17 protein-coding genes are annotated in these 19301 nt (G+C 59.2%); 13 read left to right on the top strand and 4 right to left on the bottom strand.

Annotation, left to right across the window (positions count from 1 at the left end; genetic code table 11):
• The first annotated feature begins 94 nt into the window (after positions 1 to 94).
• The 9 genes from FGE21_RS06405 to FGE21_RS06445 are packed head-to-tail and all read left to right on the top strand — an operon-like array spanning position 95 to position 10715.
• Positions 95 to 1003: a carbohydrate ABC transporter permease gene (locus FGE21_RS06405; protein ID WP_139662507.1), complete on the top strand. Its 909-nt coding sequence runs from the start codon at positions 95 to 97 to the stop codon at positions 1001 to 1003.
• Complete coding sequence (locus FGE21_RS06410; RefSeq protein WP_139662469.1) at positions 1003 to 1851, top strand: carbohydrate ABC transporter permease; 849 nt, start codon at positions 1003 to 1005, stop codon at positions 1849 to 1851. Before FGE21_RS06405 ends, FGE21_RS06410 begins: the two co-directional genes overlap by 1 nt.
• Positions 1848 to 3914, top strand: a complete 2067-nt coding sequence (locus tag FGE21_RS06415) for an alpha-galactosidase (protein WP_139662470.1) — start codon at positions 1848 to 1850, stop codon at positions 3912 to 3914. The genes FGE21_RS06410 and FGE21_RS06415 overlap by 4 nt, the downstream gene beginning before the upstream one ends.
• On the top strand, positions 3911 to 5626 hold the full coding sequence (locus FGE21_RS06420; protein WP_139662471.1) for an IlvD/Edd family dehydratase: 1716 nt from the start codon (positions 3911 to 3913) through the stop codon (positions 5624 to 5626). The genes FGE21_RS06415 and FGE21_RS06420 overlap by 4 nt, the downstream gene beginning before the upstream one ends.
• 1 nt (position 5627) lies before the next feature.
• The gene (locus FGE21_RS06425) at positions 5628 to 6398 is read left to right on the top strand and encodes an SDR family NAD(P)-dependent oxidoreductase (protein WP_139662472.1); all 771 of its coding nucleotides are present in this window, start codon (positions 5628 to 5630) and stop codon (positions 6396 to 6398) included.
• The gene (locus tag FGE21_RS06430) at positions 6395 to 7309 is read left to right on the top strand and encodes a 2-dehydro-3-deoxygalactonokinase (RefSeq protein ID WP_139662473.1); all 915 of its coding nucleotides are present in this window, start codon (positions 6395 to 6397) and stop codon (positions 7307 to 7309) included. The genes FGE21_RS06425 and FGE21_RS06430 overlap by 4 nt, the downstream gene beginning before the upstream one ends.
• 10 nt (positions 7310 to 7319) lie before the next feature.
• Complete coding sequence (locus FGE21_RS06435; protein WP_139662474.1) at positions 7320 to 7925, top strand: 2-dehydro-3-deoxy-6-phosphogalactonate aldolase; 606 nt, start codon at positions 7320 to 7322, stop codon at positions 7923 to 7925.
• A complete protein-coding gene (locus FGE21_RS06440) occupies positions 7922 to 8776 on the top strand; it encodes an SMP-30/gluconolactonase/LRE family protein (RefSeq protein WP_139662475.1) in 855 nt (284 codons plus the stop codon). Before FGE21_RS06435 ends, FGE21_RS06440 begins: the two co-directional genes overlap by 4 nt.
• Positions 8777 to 8783: 7 nt before the next feature.
• Positions 8784 to 10715: a beta-galactosidase gene (locus FGE21_RS06445; RefSeq protein WP_139662476.1), complete on the top strand. Its 1932-nt coding sequence runs from the start codon at positions 8784 to 8786 to the stop codon at positions 10713 to 10715.
• Positions 10716 to 10719: 4 nt separating this feature from the next.
• On the opposite strand, the gene radC is transcribed toward FGE21_RS06445, so the two are convergent.
• The 3 genes from radC to dnaK all read right to left on the bottom strand — a co-directional run bounded on the left by radC (position 10720) and on the right by dnaK (position 14780).
• Positions 10720 to 11484 (bottom strand): DNA repair protein RadC, encoded by a 765-nt coding sequence (radC, locus tag FGE21_RS06450; protein ID WP_139662477.1) that lies wholly within the window; start codon positions 11482 to 11484, stop codon positions 10720 to 10722.
• Between the two features lie 138 nt (positions 11485 to 11622).
• On the bottom strand, positions 11623 to 12777 hold the full coding sequence (dnaJ, locus tag FGE21_RS06455; protein WP_139662478.1) for a molecular chaperone DnaJ: 1155 nt from the start codon (positions 12775 to 12777) through the stop codon (positions 11623 to 11625).
• Between the two features lie 77 nt (positions 12778 to 12854).
• Complete coding sequence (dnaK, locus tag FGE21_RS06460; RefSeq protein WP_139662479.1) at positions 12855 to 14780, bottom strand: molecular chaperone DnaK; 1926 nt, start codon at positions 14778 to 14780, stop codon at positions 12855 to 12857.
• Between the two features lie 207 nt (positions 14781 to 14987).
• Between dnaK and FGE21_RS06465 the strand changes: the two genes are divergently transcribed.
• Positions 14988 to 15590, top strand: coding sequence for an alpha-ketoglutarate-dependent dioxygenase AlkB (locus FGE21_RS06465; RefSeq protein ID WP_139662480.1), 603 nt, complete (start codon positions 14988 to 14990; stop codon positions 15588 to 15590).
• Here the strand turns inward: FGE21_RS06465 and FGE21_RS06470 are convergent.
• Entirely contained in the window at positions 15587 to 16408 is an 822-nt protein-coding gene (locus FGE21_RS06470) for an ABC transporter permease (RefSeq protein WP_139662481.1), read from the bottom strand. The two genes, FGE21_RS06465 and FGE21_RS06470, sit on opposite strands and share 4 nt — an antisense overlap.
• Before the next feature lie 118 nt (positions 16409 to 16526).
• Between FGE21_RS06470 and cysQ the strand changes: the two genes are divergently transcribed.
• The 3 genes from cysQ (at position 16527) to galU (ending at position 19201) form a co-directional block, all read left to right on the top strand.
• Entirely contained in the window at positions 16527 to 17324 is a 798-nt protein-coding gene (gene cysQ / locus FGE21_RS06475) for a 3'(2'),5'-bisphosphate nucleotidase CysQ (protein ID WP_139662482.1), read from the top strand.
• A complete protein-coding gene (locus FGE21_RS06480; protein WP_139662483.1) occupies positions 17324 to 18124 on the top strand; it encodes a 3-deoxy-manno-octulosonate cytidylyltransferase in 801 nt (266 codons plus the stop codon). The genes cysQ and FGE21_RS06480 overlap by 1 nt, the downstream gene beginning before the upstream one ends.
• Positions 18125 to 18307: 183 nt before the next feature.
• The gene (gene galU, locus FGE21_RS06485) at positions 18308 to 19201 is read left to right on the top strand and encodes a UTP--glucose-1-phosphate uridylyltransferase GalU (protein WP_139662484.1); all 894 of its coding nucleotides are present in this window, start codon (positions 18308 to 18310) and stop codon (positions 19199 to 19201) included.
• Positions 19202 to 19301: the final 100 nt, after the last annotated feature.

Genomic DNA, 19301 nt, shown 5'->3' on the forward strand with positions numbered 1-19301 from the left:
GAAAACAGAATCAACACAGTTTCTGCCCGATCTGCCGGAAGACCACCGGCGCGGGCCTGACGTTCCGGGAGATACTCCTTTGGCCGATACCACGATGCCGCAATCGGACGGTGCCCCCGGTTGGATCCGGCGCAACCGACAGGCCCTCGCCCCAGCGCTGTTCCTTTTGCCGGGCGTGCTGTTTTTCCTATTCTACGTGATCTTTCCCATCTGGCAGAGTTTCAACCTGTCATTCTATCGCTGGGATGGCCTGGGAGAGCCGGTATATGTCGGCGTGGAAAACTACGTCGAGCTGATGGATGACCGGGCCTTTGAAGTCTCCATGTGGAACAACCTCAAATGGTTGCTGCTGTACCTGCTGGCGATCCCGGCCGGTCTGGCGATCGCGCTTTTTCTGAACCAGAACGTCACCGGCATCCGGCTCTATAAGTCTTTGTTTTTCTTTCCGTTTGTAATCAGTCAAGTGGTCGTTGGCTTGGTGTTCAGCTGGTTCTACGACCCGACCTTTGGCCTGCTCAATCAAATCCTCAGCTTCTTTGGTTTTGGGACATTGAACGTCTTGGGCGATCCCTCGCTTGTGACCTATGGTATCATCATTGCCGGTCTTTGGCCGCAAACGGCCTATTGCATGATCCTGTATCTGACCGGGCTCAATGCGGTGGATCCCGAACAGGTCGAGGCCGCGCGTCTGGATGGCGCAAAGGGCCTGAAGATGCTTTGGTATGTGATCGTCCCGCAATTGCGACCAGCGACGTTCATCGCCTTTGTGGTGACCATCATCGGCGCACTACGCTCCTTCGATCTGATTTCGATCATGACCAACGGTGGCCCCTTCGGGTCCTCGCGGGTGCTGTCATTTTACATGTTTGAAAAGGCGCTGTCGGAATACGGCTTCCGCATGGGCTATGGCGCTGCGATCGCTGTGGTGCTGTTCCTGATCATGCTCCTGTTCATCGCCTACTTCCTGTGGTCGATGTACCAAGAAGAGAAAGGGGGCCGCTGATGTTCCCGCGCCCGATCCAAAAGTCCTCGCCTGCCTGGGCCGCGACCTATCAGGCCTTGGTGCCCATGGCGCTGATCCTGTGGCTGCTGCCGCTCATTGCCGTGGCCGTGTTCTCGGTGAAACCAGACGTCGATTTCACGACTGGCAACTACTGGGGCTGGCCGTCGGCGTTCAAAGGATTTGAGAACTACGGCAAGGTGTTCTTTGCCTCTGACATGCCACGATACCTATGGAATTCGGTGTTGATCACTGTCCCGACGGTCATCGGAGCCGTGGCGCTGTCGTGCATGGCCGGGTTTGCGCTGGGCGTCTATAAATTCCGGGGCAACCTGTTGCTGTTCTTCATGTTTGTCGCGGGCAACTTTGTCCCGTTCCAGATCCTGATGGTGCCGGTCCGCGATCTCACTCTGGATCTTGGACTTTACAATACCAAGACCGGTCTTGTGCTGTTTCACGTCGCGTTTCAGACGGGGTTTTGTACGCTCTTCATGCGCAATTTCATCCGTGCCCTGCCGTTTGAGCTGATCGAGGCCGCGCGCGTCGAAGGCGTCGCAGAGTGGCGCATATTCTGGTTTGTCGTGCTGCCGCTGATGAAGCCGGCCATCGCGGCGCTGTCGGTTCTGATCTTCACCTTCATCTGGAACGATTACTTCTGGGCCGTTGTCCTGACTCAGGGCGCCGAGAGCCAGCCTGTCACCGCGGGAATTACCTCGTTCAATGCGCAGTATCGTGCGGCCTATCATTTGATGAGTGCCGGTTCTATTGTCGCCGCTCTGCCGCCGGTTGCGATGTTCTTTTTGATGCAACGTCACTTTATCGCCGGGCTGACGCTTGGAGCCGTGAAATGACCGACGCCTTGAACCTCTGGCGGGTCGATGCGCCGGGGCAAACGATTGTTCTCTCCTCGGATGGCGGACTTCCCGGCGCCCTCTATTGGGGTCCTGCGCTGCACCCGCAAACCGATCTGAATGATCTGGCACGTGCCACAGAACAGGAAGTGACTGGCGGGATGATCGACAGGCTGCCGCCGCTGGCGCTCTGCCCCGAAGCGTCGCGCAGTTTTCCGGGCCAGGCGGGCATTGTCGCCTATCGGGACGGTCTGCCGCTCTATCCGAGGTTCCGGCTGGTTTCTGAGGCAGAGGGTGTTTTTACCGCCCGGGATGAGGAGCTTGGCCTGACGTTGAGCCTTTGTTTCGAGGCGAAAGGCGAGGCTTTGGTCGCGCACAGCCGTCTGGATGCAGAAGAAGACATCATGCTTCACCATCTTGCGGCTCCGGTTTTGCCCGGTCCGCAGATGGGACAGGATATCCTCCATTTTTCCGGTCGCTGGATTGGTGAATTCCAACCGGAGCGCAGTTGTTGGGGCCCCGGCAGCCTGAGACGGGACGCGCGCGGAGGTCGGTCCGGCCATGAACACCCGCCATTGGCCTATTTCCCGGAAACCGGCGCCACAAACACGCAAGGGTGCGTCTTTTGCATGCATTACGCCTGGCCCGGCGGCCATGTAATGACGGCCGAGGAGCTACCGGATGGTCGCCGTCAGATCCAATGGGGCCACGCGACTGGTACTCGTGGAGCCGGACGGACGTTCGAGACCGCGCCGCTGTTCCTGACCGTCTCTGACCAGGGCCTGAACGGCGCGGCAGTTGCCCTGCAGAGAACGATCCGTGACCATGTTGTGACCTGGCCCAAGGGAGTTGCGGCCCGCCCGGTGCACTACAATTGCTGGGAAGCGGTATATTTCGACCATGACGCGGAAGAGCTGAAAAAAATTGCCACGCTGGCTGCCGATCTCGGGGCGGAGCGGTTCGTGCTCGATGACGGGTGGTTCGGCAGACGTGATGACGATACCTCGAGCCTGGGCGACTGGGAGATCGATCCGCGAAAATGGCCCGATGGTCTGGCGCCGTTGATTGCCCATGTACAGTCTCTGAATATGGGGTTTGGCCTCTGGTTCGAGCCGGAAATGGTCAACCTTGACAGCGATCTGGCCCGATTGCATCCGGATTGGATACTTGGCCCCGGCGACCAGATCGAAGGACGCCAGCAGCGGGTATTGAACATGGCGCTGCCGCAGGTCCGGCAGCATCTGTTCGACAAGATCTCCGCTCTGCTTGCGGCAAACGCCATTGAATACATCAAGTGGGATCATAACCGCTTGCTGCCGATCCCCGATGCCGCGCAGGCCGAAGGCACGCTGCGCCTCCTGGGTGACCTGAGAGAGCGGTTCCCGCTGGTCGAGATTGAGAGTTGCGCATCAGGCGGCGGCCGCATCGACGCAGGCATCCTGGCGCAGACGCAACGGGTCTGGCTGTCGGACAGCAATGATGCGTTGGAGCGTCTCCGTATCCAGCACGATGCTGCCTTGCTGCTGCCCTTGCCGGTGACGGGATCTCATGTGGGGCCGCGCACCTGTCATACCTCCGGGCGGACGATCGACATTCGCATGCGGGCCTGGGTGGCTGCGCAGCGGCATATGGGGTTCGAGATGGACCCCCGCGAGCTGACAGATGACGAAGCCCGCGTGCTTGGCCATGTGACCCGCTGGTGGAAAAGGCATCGTGACTGGCGCATGACCGCTGATATTCTGCGGCTGGACAGCGCCGATCCAAACATCATTGCCGAACAACAGCTGGCGGCGAACACGGATCGTTTTGTTGTCTTTGCAGGTAAGATGCGCTCATCGCATCAGATCATGCCGCGTCCCTTGCGGCTGACGCAGCTTGATCCGACGGCGAGCTATCGCATCGAATTGATCAACCGGGACGAGCTGCACCATCTTTCCCGGGGGCGGACGGCGCTGAAGGGCGGGCCTCTGACGCTCAGCGGGCAGGTTCTCATGCAGCAGGGTCTGACCCTTCCCTGGCAATTCCCCGAAACGATCTGGGTGATCGAAGGAGAAAAAATATGACCAAAGATCGCCGCAGCCAAGGCTGGTATGGCAAGCTGGACAAGGACGGCTTCATCCATCGGTCGTGGATGAAAAATCAGGGGTTTCCGGATCATGCCTTTGACGGTCGGCCCATTATCGGGATCTGCAACACCTGGTCCGAGCTGACCCCCTGCAACTCCGGGTTGCGGGATCTGGCCGAAGGCGTGAAACGCGGGGTCTGGGAGGCAGGTGGTTTCCCGGTGGAATTCCCGGTGATGTCGCTTGGCGAAACTCAGATGAAGCCGACAGCCATGCTGTTCCGCAATCTTCTCGCCATGGATGTCGAGGAATCAATCCGCGCCTATGGTATTGACGGGGTTGTGCTGCTTGGCGGCTGTGACAAGACCACTCCCGGTCAGCTGATGGGCGCGGCCTCTGTCGATCTGCCTGCCATCGTCGTGTCCTCCGGGCCGATGCTGAACGGGAAATACCGGGGTCAGGATATCGGCTCCGGCACGGACGTCTGGAAGTTCTCAGAGGCGGTGCGCGCCGGAGAAATGACCCTGAAGGATTTCATGAACGCGGAATCGGGCATGAGCCGGTCCAAGGGCGTCTGCATGACGATGGGAACGGCCTCGACCATGGCGTCGCTGGTAGAGGCCATGGGCATGTCGCTTCCCACCAACGCCGCTTTGCCGGCCGTGGATGCCCGGCGCATGGCGCTGGCGCATTTGACCGGGAAGCGGATCGTGGAAATGGTCGACGAGGGTCTGAAGCCATCGGATGTCCTGACCAAAGAGGCCTTCGAGAACGCCATTCTCGCAAATGCCGCAGTCGGCGGGTCGACCAACGCAGTGGTTCATCTGCTGGCTCTTGCGGGCCGGGTGGGCATTGATCTCAATCTGAAGGATTTCGAGATCGGCTCTGATATTCCCTTGCTGGTCAACTGCATGCCCTCCGGCAAGTACCTGATGGAAGATTTCTGCTACGCAGGCGGCGTGCCGGTTGTGCTGCAGCAGCTTCGCGATCACGGCCATCTGCGCGCCGCAACGACCGTCCTCGGAGGCGATATCAGTGTCTATGCGGAGGGCGCGGAATGTTTCAACGACGACGTGATCCGCAGCTTCGAGGCGCCAGTCAAACCGGCGGCTGGCCTCCGGGTTCTGCGCGGCAATCTGGCGCCGAACGGCGCAATCGTGAAACCCTCGGCCGCCTCTGATCACCTTCTGGAACATGAGGGCGAGGCCTTTGTGTTTGAAAGCATCGAAGACATGAAGGCCAATATCGATCGCGAGGATCTTCCGGTGACGCCAGATACAATACTGGTGCTCAAGGGCTGTGGGCCGAAGGGCTATCCTGGCATGCCGGAAGTCGGCAACATGCCAATCCCGCACAAGCTGGTGACCCAAGGTGTCAAGGACATGATCCGTGTGTCCGACGCCCGCATGTCGGGAACGGCCTTCGGGACCGTGATCTTGCATGTCTCGCCCGAAGCGCAGGCCGGAGGGCCGCTTGCCCTCGTTCGCACCGGCGATCGTATCCGGGTGTCTGCGTCAGACGGCGAGCTGGAGCTTCTGGTTTCCGCAGAGGATCTGGCCACTCGGCACGCTGAATGGCGTCCGGACGCGCCGCATTACACGCGCGGCTACGCGAAATTATATGTCGATCACGTCCTGCAGGCTGACAAAGGTGCGGATCTGGATTTCTTGGTGGGCAAAGACACCCGACCGGTCACAAGGGAGAGCCACTGACATGGATCTGAACGCAACGTTTCACGACCTCGAGGGCACTTCGGTTTTCATAACCGGCGGCGGATCGGGCATCGGCGCGTCACTCACCGAAGGCTTCTTGCGGCAAGGGGCCAAAGTCGCATTTGTCGGGCGGTCGGATGCCTCAGAATTCGTCGAAAGGATGGCGACAGAAACCGGCAATCGGCCGCTCTTCATCCAATGTGACATCACAGATATTGCCGCGCTGAAAAATGCCGTCACTGAGGCCGCAAATGCACATGGGCCTATTGGCATCCTGGTCAACAACGCCGCCAATGACCAACGCCACGCAACTCTGGACGTGGACGAGGATTTCTGGGATTGGTCACAGTCGATCAACCTCAAGGCGTATTTCTTTGCCTGTCAGGCAGTGATTCCGGGCATGCAGGCGCTGGGCGGTGGTGCGATCGTCAACTTCACGTCGATCAGCTACATGATGGGAAACAGCGGCTACCCGGCCTATACCTCCGCCAATTCCGGGATCAACGGGCTGACCCGCAGCCTTGCACGGGAGTTCGGCCCGGACCGTATCCGGGTGAACGCGCTGGCACCGGGTTGGGTGCTCACCGATAAGCAGCTCGACAAATGGGCGACGCCGGAGGCCCTGGCAGCGCATCTGGAGCGGCAATGCCTGAAGGATCACCTTGCGCCGCAGGATATCGTTGAATCCACGCTCTTCCTGGCGTCGAAAGCCAGCCGGATGATCTCCGGTCAGGCCCTCGTTGTGGACGGCGGCGTCGTGGTGTCGGGATGACAGAGCGCAAAAACGCCAAAGCTGTGTGGGTCGCGGTCGATTGGGGGACCTCGCATTTGCGTCTGTGGCCGATGGCGTCTGACGATACTCCGCTGTGCCGCATTGACTCGGATATGGGCATGGGGGTTCTTGAACCGGCGGCATATGAATCGACACTATTGGCCTTGTTAGAGCCGTATTTTTCGCCCGACGCCTCGCTGGATGTGATTTGCTGCGGCATGGCCGGATCGCGCCAGGGCTGGAGTGAAGCCCCCTATGCCACCGCCCCCTGTCGACCGCCCTCGCTGGATTTGGCAACTCGCGTCGAAACGGCTGACGCGCGGCTGAATGTCTATATCCTGCCCGGGGTGAAGCAGAATGATCCGGCGGATGTGATGCGCGGGGAGGAAACCCAGATCGCAGGCGCCCTGGTTGCGCAGCCAGGGATGGACGGTGTGATCTGCTTGCCCGGAACCCATACCAAATGGGTGTCGGTCCGCGGCGGCGAAATCACCAGTTTTGCCACCTTTCTGACCGGCGAGTTGTTTCAGTTGATCAGCAAGCAATCGGTTCTGCGCCACACGCTCGCGACCGCGGGCTGGAACAACGCAGCCTTTGAGGCGGGGTGTCTTGCGGCAGTTGAGGCCCCGCAGGCGCTGGCGAATGCGTTGTTTGGTTTGCGGGCGGAAGCGTTGCTGACAGATCTCGACCCGGTCGAGGCGCGGTCGCGGGCGTCCGGCTATCTGATCGGGTTGGAAATTGCGGACATGCGACCGCGCTGGCAGGGCAAGACTGTCGTCCTGGTGGGCGAAAACGAGATTGCCCAAGCCTATGCCACCGCGCTCGGAACGCAAGGGGCAGAGACCGTTCTGGCCGATGCCGAAGAGTACACGCTCGCCGGGCTACGGTCTGCCCGGGCGCAGATTGCATAGGGACAGGAACATGAGCCGAGAAATTATTGCGATCCTGCGCGGATTGACCCCGGATGAGGCCATTCCGATGACCGACGCTCTGCTGGAGGCGGGCATTGCCCGTATCGAGGTCCCTCTGAACTCTCCAAACCCGTTTGAGAGTATTGAAAAGATGGTCAACCACGCCGGTGACCGAGCAGTCGTCGGCGCCGGGACTGTACTGGATCCCGCGTCGGTGCGCAGATTGCGAGACATCGGCGCCGGGATGGTGGTCTCGCCGGATTGCAACCCTGACGTGATTTCCGAGACGAAAGCGGCAGGCATGTTGTCCTATCCGGGCGTGTTTTCCGCCACCGAGGCGTTCGCGGCCCTGCGTGCGGGGGCCGATGGGCTCAAGTTTTTTCCCGCCTTCAAACTGGGTATTGATGGGTTTACGGCGCTCAAGGCGGTGTTGCCGACCTCTGCGCCGACCTTTGCCGTCGGCGGGGTCGCGGCTGAGAATTTCGCCGAGTGGCTGGCTGCGGGCATCACGGGTTTCGGGATCGGCTCATCCCTCTACAAGCCCGGGCAAAGCGCGCAAGAGGTGTCTGCCAGCGCCCTCAGGCACGTTGCGGCCTACGATGCGGTTGTTCGATGAGCACAGAGCGCACAGAGGTTTTCAGCAGCGTCCAATGCACCTTGGGAGAAGGGCCATTATGGCACCCCCTGCGGCAGCAGTTGTTCTGGTTCGACATCCTCGGCAAGAAAATGCTCTCGGTGGACGACGGCAGAACCCTCGTCTGGCAGTTTGACGAATGTGTCTCTGCGGCTGGGTGGCTGGATCGCGACAGGCTCTTTATGGCCAGCGAAACCGGCCTCTGGACATTTGATCTCAGCACCGAAACCAGGACATTGGTCTGCCCGTTGGAGGCCGATAACCCTGTGACACGCTCAAACGATGGGCGGGCTGATCCCTGGGGTGGTTTCTGGATTGGCACGATGGGATTTGAGGCCGAGCCGGGGGCGGGCGCGATCTACCGGTTCTACAAAGGGGAGCTGCGCAAATTGGTGCCGAACGTCACCATTTCAAACGCGATCTGTTTCCCGGCGGACCAAACCTGTGCCTACTACGCGGATACAGCGGTCGGTAAAATCATGCGCCAGCCTCTTGATCCTCAGGACGGATGGCCGACAGGCGTGGCAGAAATATTCCTGGACCTCAGCGCGGAAGCATTCGGCGTGGACGGTGCCGTTGTCGACCGCGACGGAAACCTGTGGAATGCGCAGTGGGGTGCGGGACGTGTGGCCTGTTACAGCCACAATGGCGCCTTGTTAGAGACTGTATCTGTACCAACTCCGCAATCTTCATGCCCGGCTTTTGGCGGGGAGGACATGGCGACCCTGTTCATCACCACCGCGGCCGAAGGGGTTGAGACCGGACTGGCGGGACAGACCTTCATGTCGGCCACGGGCGCGACGGGGCAACGTGAACACCAGATAATACTGTGAGGCCGCAATGAAACGCACGCTTGGAACCTGCTACTATCCGGAACATTGGCCCAAAGAGATCTGGCACGAAGATGCCATCCGCATGGCAGAGGCGGGCCTGACCTGGGTCCGCATCGGGGAATTTTCCTGGTCAAAGCTGGAGCCCGCGCCAGGAGAACTCTGCTGGGATTGGCTCGATCAGGCGATAGAGTGCCTCGGCTCGCGCGGTTTGAAAGTCGTTCTTGGCACGCCGACCGCGACGCCACCAAGGTGGATGACAGAGCGCCATCCGGACATGTTTGCCCGGGATGAAAACGGACATGTCCGGGGATTTGGCTCGCGCCGCCACTATTGTTTCAGTCACCAGGGATTTTTCGCCGAAAGCCAGCGGATCACACGGTTGATGGCAGAGCGCTACGGTGCGAACCCCCATGTTGCGGCATGGCAGACGGACAATGAATATGGCTGCCACGATACGGTTGTCAGCTATTCTGACGCCGCGCGGGATGCGTTTCAAAACTGGCTGCGTCAGGCGTTTTCCGGCGATATCGATGCGCTCAATCTCGCGTGGGGCAATGTTTTTTGGTCAATGGAATACGGGAATTTTGCCGAGATTGGTTTGCCAAATCTCACGGTGACGGAACCCAATCCGGCGCATGTTCTGGCCTTCAAGCGCTTCAGCTCGGATCAGGTTGTGGCCTTCAACCGGGCTCAGGTCGACATCCTCAAGGAGTATAGCGCTGCGCCCGTTGCCCATAACTACATGGGACGCGTCACGGATTTCGATCATTTCAAGGTTGGTGCCGATCTGGAGATTGCCAGTTGGGACAGCTATCCGCTGGGGTTTCTGGAAGATCGCGCCGGTGCGACTGTGGCGGAACAACAGAAGTTCTCTCGCCAGGGCGACCCTGATTTCCAGGCGCTGCATCATGATCTGTATCGCGCTGTCGGTCAGGGGCGATGGTGGGTGATGGAACAACAGCCGGGCCCGGTGAACTGGGCACCATACAATCCATCGCCACTGCCGGGCATGGTGCGCCTCTGGACCTGGGAGGCGTTTGCTCATGGGGCAGAGGCCGTGTGCTATTTCCGCTGGCGCCAGGCGCCCTTTGCGCAGGAGCAATTGCATGCAGGCCTGCTGCGCCCTGACAGCGAGGATGCTCCGGCCATCGTGGAGGCGCGTCAGGTTGCTGAGGAACTTCGGGAGGCGCAGGATGTTCAGCCGGTGCAGGCTGAGGTTGCGATTATGTTTGACTACGATGCGGATTGGGCATGGTCGACGCAACCACATGGGGCGGGGCTCAGTTACTTTGGCCTGATCCTTGACTATTACAAGGCCCTGCGCAGGGCGGGCCTGTCCATTGACATCCTGCCGCCGGATACGCGGGACTTTTCCGGCTATCGCATGGTGCTGGTTCCCGGCATGATGCACTTGCCCGATGATCTGAAAGCGGCCCTGGCGGACTGTGGCGCCGAGGTTTTGCTGGGGCCGCGCACAGCGGCGCGGGATCAGCATTTCAATATGCCCACGACACCGCTTCCGCCTGCGTTTCCGAATTTCGACGTCACCGTGGCGCGGCTTGAGAGCTTTCGGCCTGACCTGCCACGGCCTTTGGTCGGTGGAGGAGCTGCGATCCGGTATCAGGAAGAACTGGAAAGCGGTGCCGAAGTTGTTTTGCGCACAGAGGTGGCGGCCGGGGCAGAGGCTGGAACAGGCGCGAAAGTCGCCGTCCGCAGCGGCCGGTTGACGTACTGTGGCAGTTGGCTGGATGCTGAGGGCATGGACCGATTGATCGCAATGCTTGCCGAGGCGGCGGGTCTTGGGTTGCGTATGCTCCCAGAGGGGGTCCGTACCCGCCGCACCGCAACGGAGGAGTTCTGGTTCAACCACTGCGCCGAGCCAGTAGAGACCGAGGTTGGTGTGATCCCCGCCGCCGGAGTGATCCGCAGGCCTGTCTGAAACGTCAAAGCAGTCCTTCGGAGCGAAAAGACAGCTCGTCGGAGGCTCCGATGATGAGGTGATCGTGCAATTCAATCCCGAGGGCGTCCAACGCGGCCTCGACCTTGCGGGTCATGCTGATGTCCGATTGTGAGGGTGTCGGGTCCCCGGACGGGTGATTGTGGACGAGAATGAGGGCACTGGCGTTTAACTCCAGTGCCCGTTTTGCAACTTCGCGCGGATAGACCGGCACGTGATCCACTGTGCCCCGTGCCTGTTCTTCGTCGGCGATCAGGACGTTTTTGCGATCAAGGAAGAGGACGCGGAACTGTTCAGTGTCCCGGTGGGCCATGGCGGTATGGCAATAGTCCAGAAGAACGTCCCAGCTGGCGATGACTTGCCGCTGCATCACACGCGATCTCGCCATGCGCTGGGCTGCGGCTTCAAAGATCTTGAGGTCGCAGATGACTGCCTGCCCAACCCCGGAGACCCGCGACAATCGCTCCGGAGGAGCCGTGATCACCCGGTTCAGATCCCCGAATTGGGCCAGCAGGCGATGGGCCAGAGGTTTGACATCCTTGCGGGGAATGGTTCGGAACAGAATCAATTCCAGCAATTCATATTCAGGAAGAGCGGTTGCGCCCCCCTTCATGAACCGTTCGCGCAGTCGCGCGCGGTGATCGGCTATATAGGATGGTACGCGCCCTTGTGGCAACGTTGCAGCAGTGGCCTCGTCGCTGTCGCCGAACAACGGCATCATTGCTTCTTTGAAGTGACCGGATTTTCCCATGGGTTCATGGTGCTGCAACCTTGGTTAGCGAAGCGTTAAAATCTGGCTGCGCAAGCGTGAAGATACAGAAAAGAAAAACGCCCCGAAACGGGGCGTTTTACAGGGTTTGCCTGGCCTTTGAGGCCAGGACAGTGAGGTTTACCCCTTCATGCCGTCCCAAAAACTCTTGACCGACGAAAAGAAGCTGCCGCTCTCGGGGTTGTTGTTCTCCTCTGAAAGCTCATCGAACTCCCGCAGGATTTCCTTTTGCCGCGGGGTCAGGCTGACCGGTGTTTCGACCGCCAGCTCAATGAACATATCCCCGACACCGCCGCCGCGCAGGGCCGGCATGCCCTTGCTGCGCAGGCGCATTTGGCGCCCGGACTGACTGCCTTCGGGGATTTGCACCCGACCACGTCCGCCGTCAATTGTCGGAACCTCTATGGCGCCACCGAGTGCGGCCTTGGCCATGGAGACAGGCACCCGGCAGTGCAGATTGTTGCCTTCGCGCTCAAACAGTTCGTGGCTTGCGACCTCGATGAAAATATAGAGATCACCCGGAGGGCCACCGCGCAAACCGGCCTCGCCTTCGCCAGCCAGACGAATGCGGGTTCCGGTTTCCACCCCTGCGGGAATGTTCACCGAAAGAGAGCGGTCTTTTTCAACCCGGCCATGTCCATGGCAGGATTTGCAGGGGTTCTTGATCATCTGACCGAGGCCTGAACAGGTCGGGCATGTGCGTTCGACGGTGAAGAACCCTTGCTGCGCCCGAACCTTACCCATGCCAGAGCAGGTTGGACAGGTCGTCGGCTCCGCGCCTCCTTCGGCCCCGGTGCCATCGCAGGACGAACAGCCCACTGAGGTGGGAACGTTGATCGTCTTGTGCAGGCCGGTGAAGGCCTCCTCCAGCGACAGACGCAGATTATAGCGCAGATCAGCCCCGCGCGATGCGCGTTGATGGGCCCCGCCACGGCCTCCGCCTCCGCCCATGAAATCTCCGAAGAGATCATCAAAGACGTCGGAGAAAGCTGAGGAGAAGTCACCGCCGGGATGGCCGCCCGGGCGCTGACCGCCGCCGCCCATACCGTTTTCGAAAGCGGCATGACCATACCGGTCGTAGGCCGCCTTCTTCTCTGGATCCTTCAGGACGTCGTAGGCCTCATTGGCCTCCTTGAACTGCGCCTCAGATTCCGGATTATCCTTGTTCCGGTCCGGATGCAGTTCCTTGGCTTTCTTGCGGAAGCCCTTCTTGATCTCGTCGGCGCTGGCGCTTTTGACCACACCAAGCACTTCGTAGTAATCACGTTTTGACATCGGAAAATCCCTTCTGCCTCAACGAAAGAGGGCCGGTCCGGGGTACGGACCGGCCCACCTTTGGCCAAGGTGCACCCTTAGCGCTTGTTGTCGTCCAGGTCCTCGAACTCGGCATCGACGATATCGTCGTCGCCACCGGTCGCAGAGGAATCGTCGGCTGCTGTGGGCTCGTCCCCATCGGCTTCTTCAGCTTGGGCCTTGTAGATCGCCTCGCCCAGACGCATGGCCACTTCGGTCACGTTCTGAATACCGGATTTGATCTTCTCGGCGCTGGCCTTGTCGCCTTCGAGGTCGTCCTTCAGGGCCGCAATTGCCAGTTCGATCGCTTCGACGGTGGTCGGGTCAACCTTCTCACCATGCTCTTCCACCGATTTTTCGGTCGAATGGATCAGGCTTTCGGCCTGGTTGCGCGCTTCGATCAGTTCGCGACGTTCCTTGTCCGCCTCGGCATTGTCTTCGGCGTCCTTGACCATCTTTTCGATGTCGTCGTCGGACAGACCGCCAGAGGCCTGGATGGTGATCTTCTGTTCCTTGCCGGTGCCTTTATCCTTTGCGGATACGGACACGATACCGTTGGCGTCGATGTCAAAGGTGACCTCGATCTGGGGCATGCCGCGCGGCGCCGGAGGGATGTCCTCCAGATTGAACTGACCAAGCATCTTGTTGTCGGCCGCCATTTCACGCTCACCCTGGAAAACCCGGATGGTCACGGCGCTCTGGTGATCTTCGGCAGTGGAGAAGACCTGAGATTTCTTGGTCGGGATCGTGGTGTTGCGATCGATCAGACGCGTGAACACGCCACCAAGGGTTTCGATCCCGAGGGACAGAGGCGTCACGTCCAGCAGTACGACGTCCTTGACGTCCCCCTGCAGAACACCGGCCTGAATAGCAGCGCCCATGGCGACAACTTCATCAGGGTTCACACCTTTGTGGGGCTCCTTGCCGAAGAATTTGGTCACCTCTTCGATGACTTTCGGCATCCGGGTCATACCACCGACCAGAACCACCTCGTCGATATCGGATGCGGACAGGCCTGCGTCTTTCAGAGCGGCGGCACAGGGTTTCATCGAGGCCTTGATCAGGTCGCCGACAAGGCTTTCCAGCTTGGCGCGCGTCAGCTTCATCACCATGTGCAGCGGCTGGCCGGTGCTCGGATCCATAGAGATGAAGGGCTGGTTGATTTCGGTCTGGCTGGAGGACGACAGTTCGATCTTGGCTTTTTCGGCAGCTTCTTTCAGACGCTGCAGCGCCATCTTGTCCTTGGTCAGATCAACGCCGTGGCCTTTTTTGAACTCATCCGCGAGGTAGTTCACGATCCGCATGTCAAAGTCTTCACCGCCGAGGAACGTGTCGCCGTTGGTGGATTTCACTTCGAACAGACCGTCGTCGATCTCCAGGATGGTGACGTCGAACGTACCGCCACCAAGGTCATAGACCGCGATGGTTTGGGTGTCGGCCTTGTCCAGACCGTAGGCCAGTGCGGCGGCAGTCGGTTCGTTGATGATACGCAGAACCTCAAGACCGGCGATCTTGCCCGCGTCTTTTGTCGCCTGACGCTGTGCGTCGTTGAAATAGGCGGGAACGGTGATGACCGCCTGTGTCACGTCTTCGCCCAGATAGCTCTCGGCGGTTTCTTTCATCTTGCCGAGGATAAAGGCAGAAATCTGCGACGGAGAATATTTTTCCGTTTTCGCTTCGACCCATGCATCGCCATTGCCGCCATCGATCACGTTGAACGGCAGGTTCTTTTTGTCTTTTGCCAGGTCGGCGTCGTCAAACCGGCGACCGATGAGGCGCTTTACACCAAAGATGGTGTTGTCCGGGTTGGTGACGGCCTGGCGTTTTGCCGGCTGGCCAACCAGGCGCTCTTCATCGGTGAAGGCGACAATGGAGGGGGTGGTGCGTGCACCTTCCGCGTTCTCGATCACGCGGGGTTGCGAACCATCCATGATGGCTACGCAGGAGTTGGTCGTACCGAGGTCGATCCCGATCACTTTGCTCATTGTGTTCGATCCCTTTTACTTCACAAGGCGATTACCCGAAGCCAGAACCCGTTTTGGCATTCCGGCCCCGATTCAGTTGCGATAGGGTCTGCACCCAACCGCTTCTCGGCGTATATAGGGAGCGAAAATGACCCCTGCAACCGCACGATTGCCCTGTTACAGGCAAATATGAGCGCTTTTGCGACAAACAGAGTTAAGATTAAGCTAATGGCACGACTGACGCTGCGCGGTTTCGAAATTCACAAGGGATTTCTGCCGCTCGATGTGCAACGAAACCTCATTCACGCGCTGCGACCGGTTCTGCGCGCGGCGCCGCTGTTTTCACCTGAGGTGCCCGGCGGAGGGCAGATGTCGGTTCGGATGACCTCGGCGGGGAGTTATGGATGGTTCAGCGATGCCAAGGGCTATCGCTATGCGGACCGCCACCCTTCCGGACAGGCCTGGCCGCAGATCCCGCCCGAAGTGCTGAGCATCTGGACCTCTCTGGTCGGGGGCGACAAGCAACCGGAATGCTGCCTGTTCAATTATTATGGTGAAGGGGCTCGGATGGGATTGCATCAGGACAAGGACGAAGCCGACTTCTCCTATCCGGTTGTCTCTGTCTCTCTCGGGGATGACGGCTTGCTGCGGATTGGCGGGACGTCCCGCAAGGACAAGACGGACTCGATCTGGCTCAATTCCGGGGATGTTGTCGTCATGGGTGGCCCCGCGCGGCTGGCCTATCACGGCGTTGACCGGATCCGGTTCGGATCATCGAGGCTCCTGCCGAAGGGCGGGCGTGTGAACCTGACGCTCCGGGTGGTGACCTAGCGACGTGCACTCCAGCTGAGTGAGACAGCGCGGCGGGTGTAAAATTCCCCCATCAAACCGAGCACCAGGAAGATCAATGCAAGCCAGGCGGTATATTCCCACCAGGTCACCCTGGGGTTGTAGTTGATGAAAATATGGCCGCGTGCCTGATCGATTGTGTGAAACAGCGGGTTCCAGATGAACATTGGCAGCATGTATCCGGGAAGCGAATTGGCAAGAACCATCTTGCCGGAAAACAGCATGTTGGACCGTTGATAGATCGTTGAAATAATCCCGATCGCACCGGGCATCCAGGGCTTCAGCACATATAGCACCAGACCGATCGCGGCCCCCGAGGCCCAGGACAGAAGGATCATGCCGAAGGCGGGAAAGGGTTCTTCTATGTAAATCGGCGTGAAGGCCACGTGATAGGCGAACAGTATGATCAGCATCGACAGGATCTGAACATAAAGCGCGCCGATTGCCGCCGACAGAATTGCAATCGTGGTGTTCATCGGCGCGTGTTGCATCATCGGGCTGGATGCCCCTTCTGCCCCGACCACCGCGCCGAGGGTTTTCGTATGCGTCATGAACAGAAAAACACCGGACATCATGTAGAGCAGAAAATCACCGCGAACGGCACCGCCGCGCATCCCCAGAACAGAGAACATGAAATAGAAGAACATAACGAACATCACCGCCTGCACGATGTTCATTCCGAGCGCCATGAAAGCATTGTTGTGCTTGGAACGCACGCTCCGCACAACCGAGTGAAAGACGACTTCACCCAGGGTTATGGCGCGCGAGAACGCGGATCTGTCGGTTCGGTATTGAAACATGACCTCTATTTCAGCAGTGCTATGCCCAGCATTGCATGGAATTCTTGCTGATCCATTGCGAAGCAATCATAAGAAGCACAAATCTTTGTGGCAATATATGGTCCCTGGGGAGAAAATAATGAATTATGATGAGCTGATTGCCGTGATCCGCCGTCTTGCCCTGGAGGCCGGCGACAAGATCATGGAAATCTATGACTCCGACGATTTTGATGTGAAGGTGAAGTCGGACGACAGCCCGGTCACCGCAGCGGATGAGGCGGCGGACGCTTTGATCTCGGCCGGGCTCCGTGCGGCTTTTCCGGATGTTTTGCTGGTGACCGAAGAGCAATCGGCCTCGCATGAGGTCAGGGGGGATACGTTTCTGATCGTTGATCCACTCGACGGCACCAAGGAGTTCATAAACCGCCGCGGCGATTTTACCGTCAATATCGCATTGGTGGAAAAAGGCGTCCCTACGCGGGGCGTGGTCTATGCACCGGCCCGGGATCGTATGTTCTACACTCTGGCAGACGGGACCTCGGTCGAAGAAACGGGCCCGTTTTCCGTCGAACATGTGGGCAAGGTCACTCCGATCCGTGTCGCCGAGAGTGACAACACAGGCCTGATGGTGGTCGCATCCAAGTCGCACCGGGATCAGGCCACCGACGATTATATCAACAAATACAGCATCAAAGACATGAAGAGCGCCGGATCCTCGTTGAAATTCTGTCTTGTCGCGACCGGAGAGGCGGATCTGTATCCGCGGGTCGGACGCACGATGGAATGGGATACGGCCGCCGGTCACGCCGTTCTGGGCGGTGCAGGTGGGCGTGTGGTGCGTTTTGACGACCATTCGCCGCTGGTTTACGGAAAGGATGGATTTGCCAATCCGTTTTTCATCGCCAGTGCGCCTGCTGTTGATCTGAAGGGTGCCTGATGTCTGTCCTGATTGTAATTCCGGCGCGCTACGCCTCCTCGCGCTATCCCGGCAAACCCCTGGCGGAATTGACGGGGGCAACGGGCGAGAAACGGACCCTGATCGAACGGTCCTGGAGAGCAGCACAGGAGGTCGTTGGGGTTGACCGCGTCGTTGTCGCGACCGACGACGACAGGATCAAGGCGGTGGCCGAGGGATTCGGTGCCGAGGTCGTGATGACCTCGCAGGCCTGTGGAAACGGCACCGAGCGCTGCGCGGAGGCCCATGCTGCACTGGGTGGCGGCTATGACGTTGTCGTGAATTTTCAGGGCGATGCCCCGCTGACGCCGCATTGGTTTATCGAGGATCTCATCGCTGGTTTGGAAGCTGCCCCGGATATGGGGCTGGCGACACCGGTTCTGCAATGCGACGGGGCGACGCTGAACAGCCTGCTGAACGACCGCAGCGAAGGCCGCGTCGGCGGCACGACTGCAGTTTTCGCGACGGATCAGCGCGCGCTCTACTTCTCCAAAGAGGTCATTCCCTTTACCGCCGCGACCTACGCCGACGGCGAAGGCACGCCGGTGTTCCATCATGTCGGTGTTTACGCCTATCGGCCGAATGCTCTCTGTGACTACCCGTCCTGGCCTGTTGGCCCGCTAGAGACATTGGAAGGGTTGGAGCAATTGCGGTTCCTGGAGAACGGCCGAAACATCCTCTGCGTCACGGTGGAGGCCCGGGGGCGGGAGTTCTGGGAGCTGAACAATCCTCAGGATGTGCCAAAAATTGAGTCCATGATGAAAAAAATGGACATTGAGTAGGAGGTTTGCCCTTGGTTTTCGTAAAATCTTCCGTGCAGTGGCCCGATCGTGTTAAGGTTTGACTGACACAGGGTGCCTGCCCTGCTGAGTGGCGCAAGTGTGGTGAGAAAGTGAAATGCGGTCCGCCGTACAGGTGTCGTCGGGTGTTGCGCTTATGTCAGATATTCAGAATTGAGAGTCGAAATGCGTAAAAAAGTTACAAAAGCAATTTTCCCTGTCGCGGGTCTTGGAACCAGATTCCTCCCCGCGACCAAATCCGTCCCCAAGGAAATTATGACCTTGGTGGACCGTCCACTGGTGCAATATGCCATTGATGAGGCACGTGCCGCCGGTATCAAGGAATTCATCTTTGTGACCTCACGTGGCAAAGGTGCGCTTGAGGATTATTTTGATCACTCGCCGATCCTCGAACAGGAGTTGCGCAAGAAGGGCAAAGAGGACCTTCTGGAAATCCTCAAAGATACCAATATGGACTCTGGCGCGATCGCCTATATCCGTCAGCACAAGGCGCTGGGCCTTGGGCATGCGGTCTGGTGCGCGCGGCGTTTGATCGCCAATGAGCCCTTCGCTGTCATCCTTCCGGACGACGTGATTGCGGCGGAAAAGCCCTGCCTGCAGCAGATGGTTGAGGCCTATGAGGAAACCGGCGGCAATATGGTCGCGGCCATGGAAGTGGCACCGGAAAAAGCCTCCTCCTACGGTGTTCTGGATGTCAAAGAGGACATGGGATCCGTCGTGTCCGTCAATGGCATGGTGGAAAAACCCAAGCAGGAAGACGCACCGTCGAATTTGGCGGTCATCGGCCGATACATTCTGTCGCCGTCGGTCCTGCGCAACCTGAACCAGCGCAAGCAGGGCACCGGTGGTGAGATCCAGTTGACCGATGCCATTGCCGAAGACATTGCCGGTGATGTCCCCGTGTACGGATATCGGTTCAAGGGCAAGCGGTTTGATTGTGGCTCCAAAGCAGGATTTCTGCGGGCTACAGTTGCGTTCGCACTGGCGCGGGATGAGCTTCGTGATGACCTTATGGAATACATCACCGAGGTTGCTCAAGTCAGCCGCGCGGCAGAGTAAAGCCCGCCCTGTCATCAGAATTTGAGCTTGCCCCCCTACAAGGGGGCAGCTTTTTTTGAGCGGTGCGGATTTCAAATCAAGTGTCCCAAGAGAGAGGCGA

It is taken from the genome of Phaeobacter sp. B1627 (genome assembly GCF_006265095.1).
In the GTDB taxonomy this organism is placed as follows: Bacteria; Pseudomonadota; Alphaproteobacteria; order Rhodobacterales; family Rhodobacteraceae; genus Epibacterium.

Coding starts and splice junctions, on each gene's coding strand:
- FGE21_RS06405 (WP_139662507.1), top strand. CDS start 95: ATGCCGCAATCGGACGGTGCCCCCGGTTGGATCCGGCGCAACCGACAG.
- FGE21_RS06410 (WP_139662469.1), top strand. CDS start 1,003: ATGTTCCCGCGCCCGATCCAAAAGTCCTCGCCTGCCTGGGCCGCGACC.
- FGE21_RS06415 (WP_139662470.1), top strand. CDS start 1,848: ATGACCGACGCCTTGAACCTCTGGCGGGTCGATGCGCCGGGGCAAACG.
- FGE21_RS06420 (WP_139662471.1), top strand. CDS start 3,911: ATGACCAAAGATCGCCGCAGCCAAGGCTGGTATGGCAAGCTGGACAAG.
- FGE21_RS06425 (WP_139662472.1), top strand. CDS start 5,628: ATGGATCTGAACGCAACGTTTCACGACCTCGAGGGCACTTCGGTTTTC.
- FGE21_RS06430 (WP_139662473.1), top strand. CDS start 6,395: ATGACAGAGCGCAAAAACGCCAAAGCTGTGTGGGTCGCGGTCGATTGG.
- FGE21_RS06435 (WP_139662474.1), top strand. CDS start 7,320: ATGAGCCGAGAAATTATTGCGATCCTGCGCGGATTGACCCCGGATGAG.
- FGE21_RS06440 (WP_139662475.1), top strand. CDS start 7,922: ATGAGCACAGAGCGCACAGAGGTTTTCAGCAGCGTCCAATGCACCTTG.
- FGE21_RS06445 (WP_139662476.1), top strand. CDS start 8,784: ATGAAACGCACGCTTGGAACCTGCTACTATCCGGAACATTGGCCCAAA.
- radC (WP_139662477.1), bottom strand. CDS start 11,484: ATGGGAAAATCCGGTCACTTCAAAGAAGCAATGATGCCGTTGTTCGGC.
- dnaJ (WP_139662478.1), bottom strand. CDS start 12,777: ATGTCAAAACGTGATTACTACGAAGTGCTTGGTGTGGTCAAAAGCGCC.
- dnaK (WP_139662479.1), bottom strand. CDS start 14,780: ATGAGCAAAGTGATCGGGATCGACCTCGGTACGACCAACTCCTGCGTA.
- FGE21_RS06465 (WP_139662480.1), top strand. CDS start 14,988: ATGGCACGACTGACGCTGCGCGGTTTCGAAATTCACAAGGGATTTCTG.
- FGE21_RS06470 (WP_139662481.1), bottom strand. CDS start 16,408: ATGTTTCAATACCGAACCGACAGATCCGCGTTCTCGCGCGCCATAACC.
- cysQ (WP_139662482.1), top strand. CDS start 16,527: ATGAATTATGATGAGCTGATTGCCGTGATCCGCCGTCTTGCCCTGGAG.
- FGE21_RS06480 (WP_139662483.1), top strand. CDS start 17,324: ATGTCTGTCCTGATTGTAATTCCGGCGCGCTACGCCTCCTCGCGCTAT.
- galU (WP_139662484.1), top strand. CDS start 18,308: ATGCGTAAAAAAGTTACAAAAGCAATTTTCCCTGTCGCGGGTCTTGGA.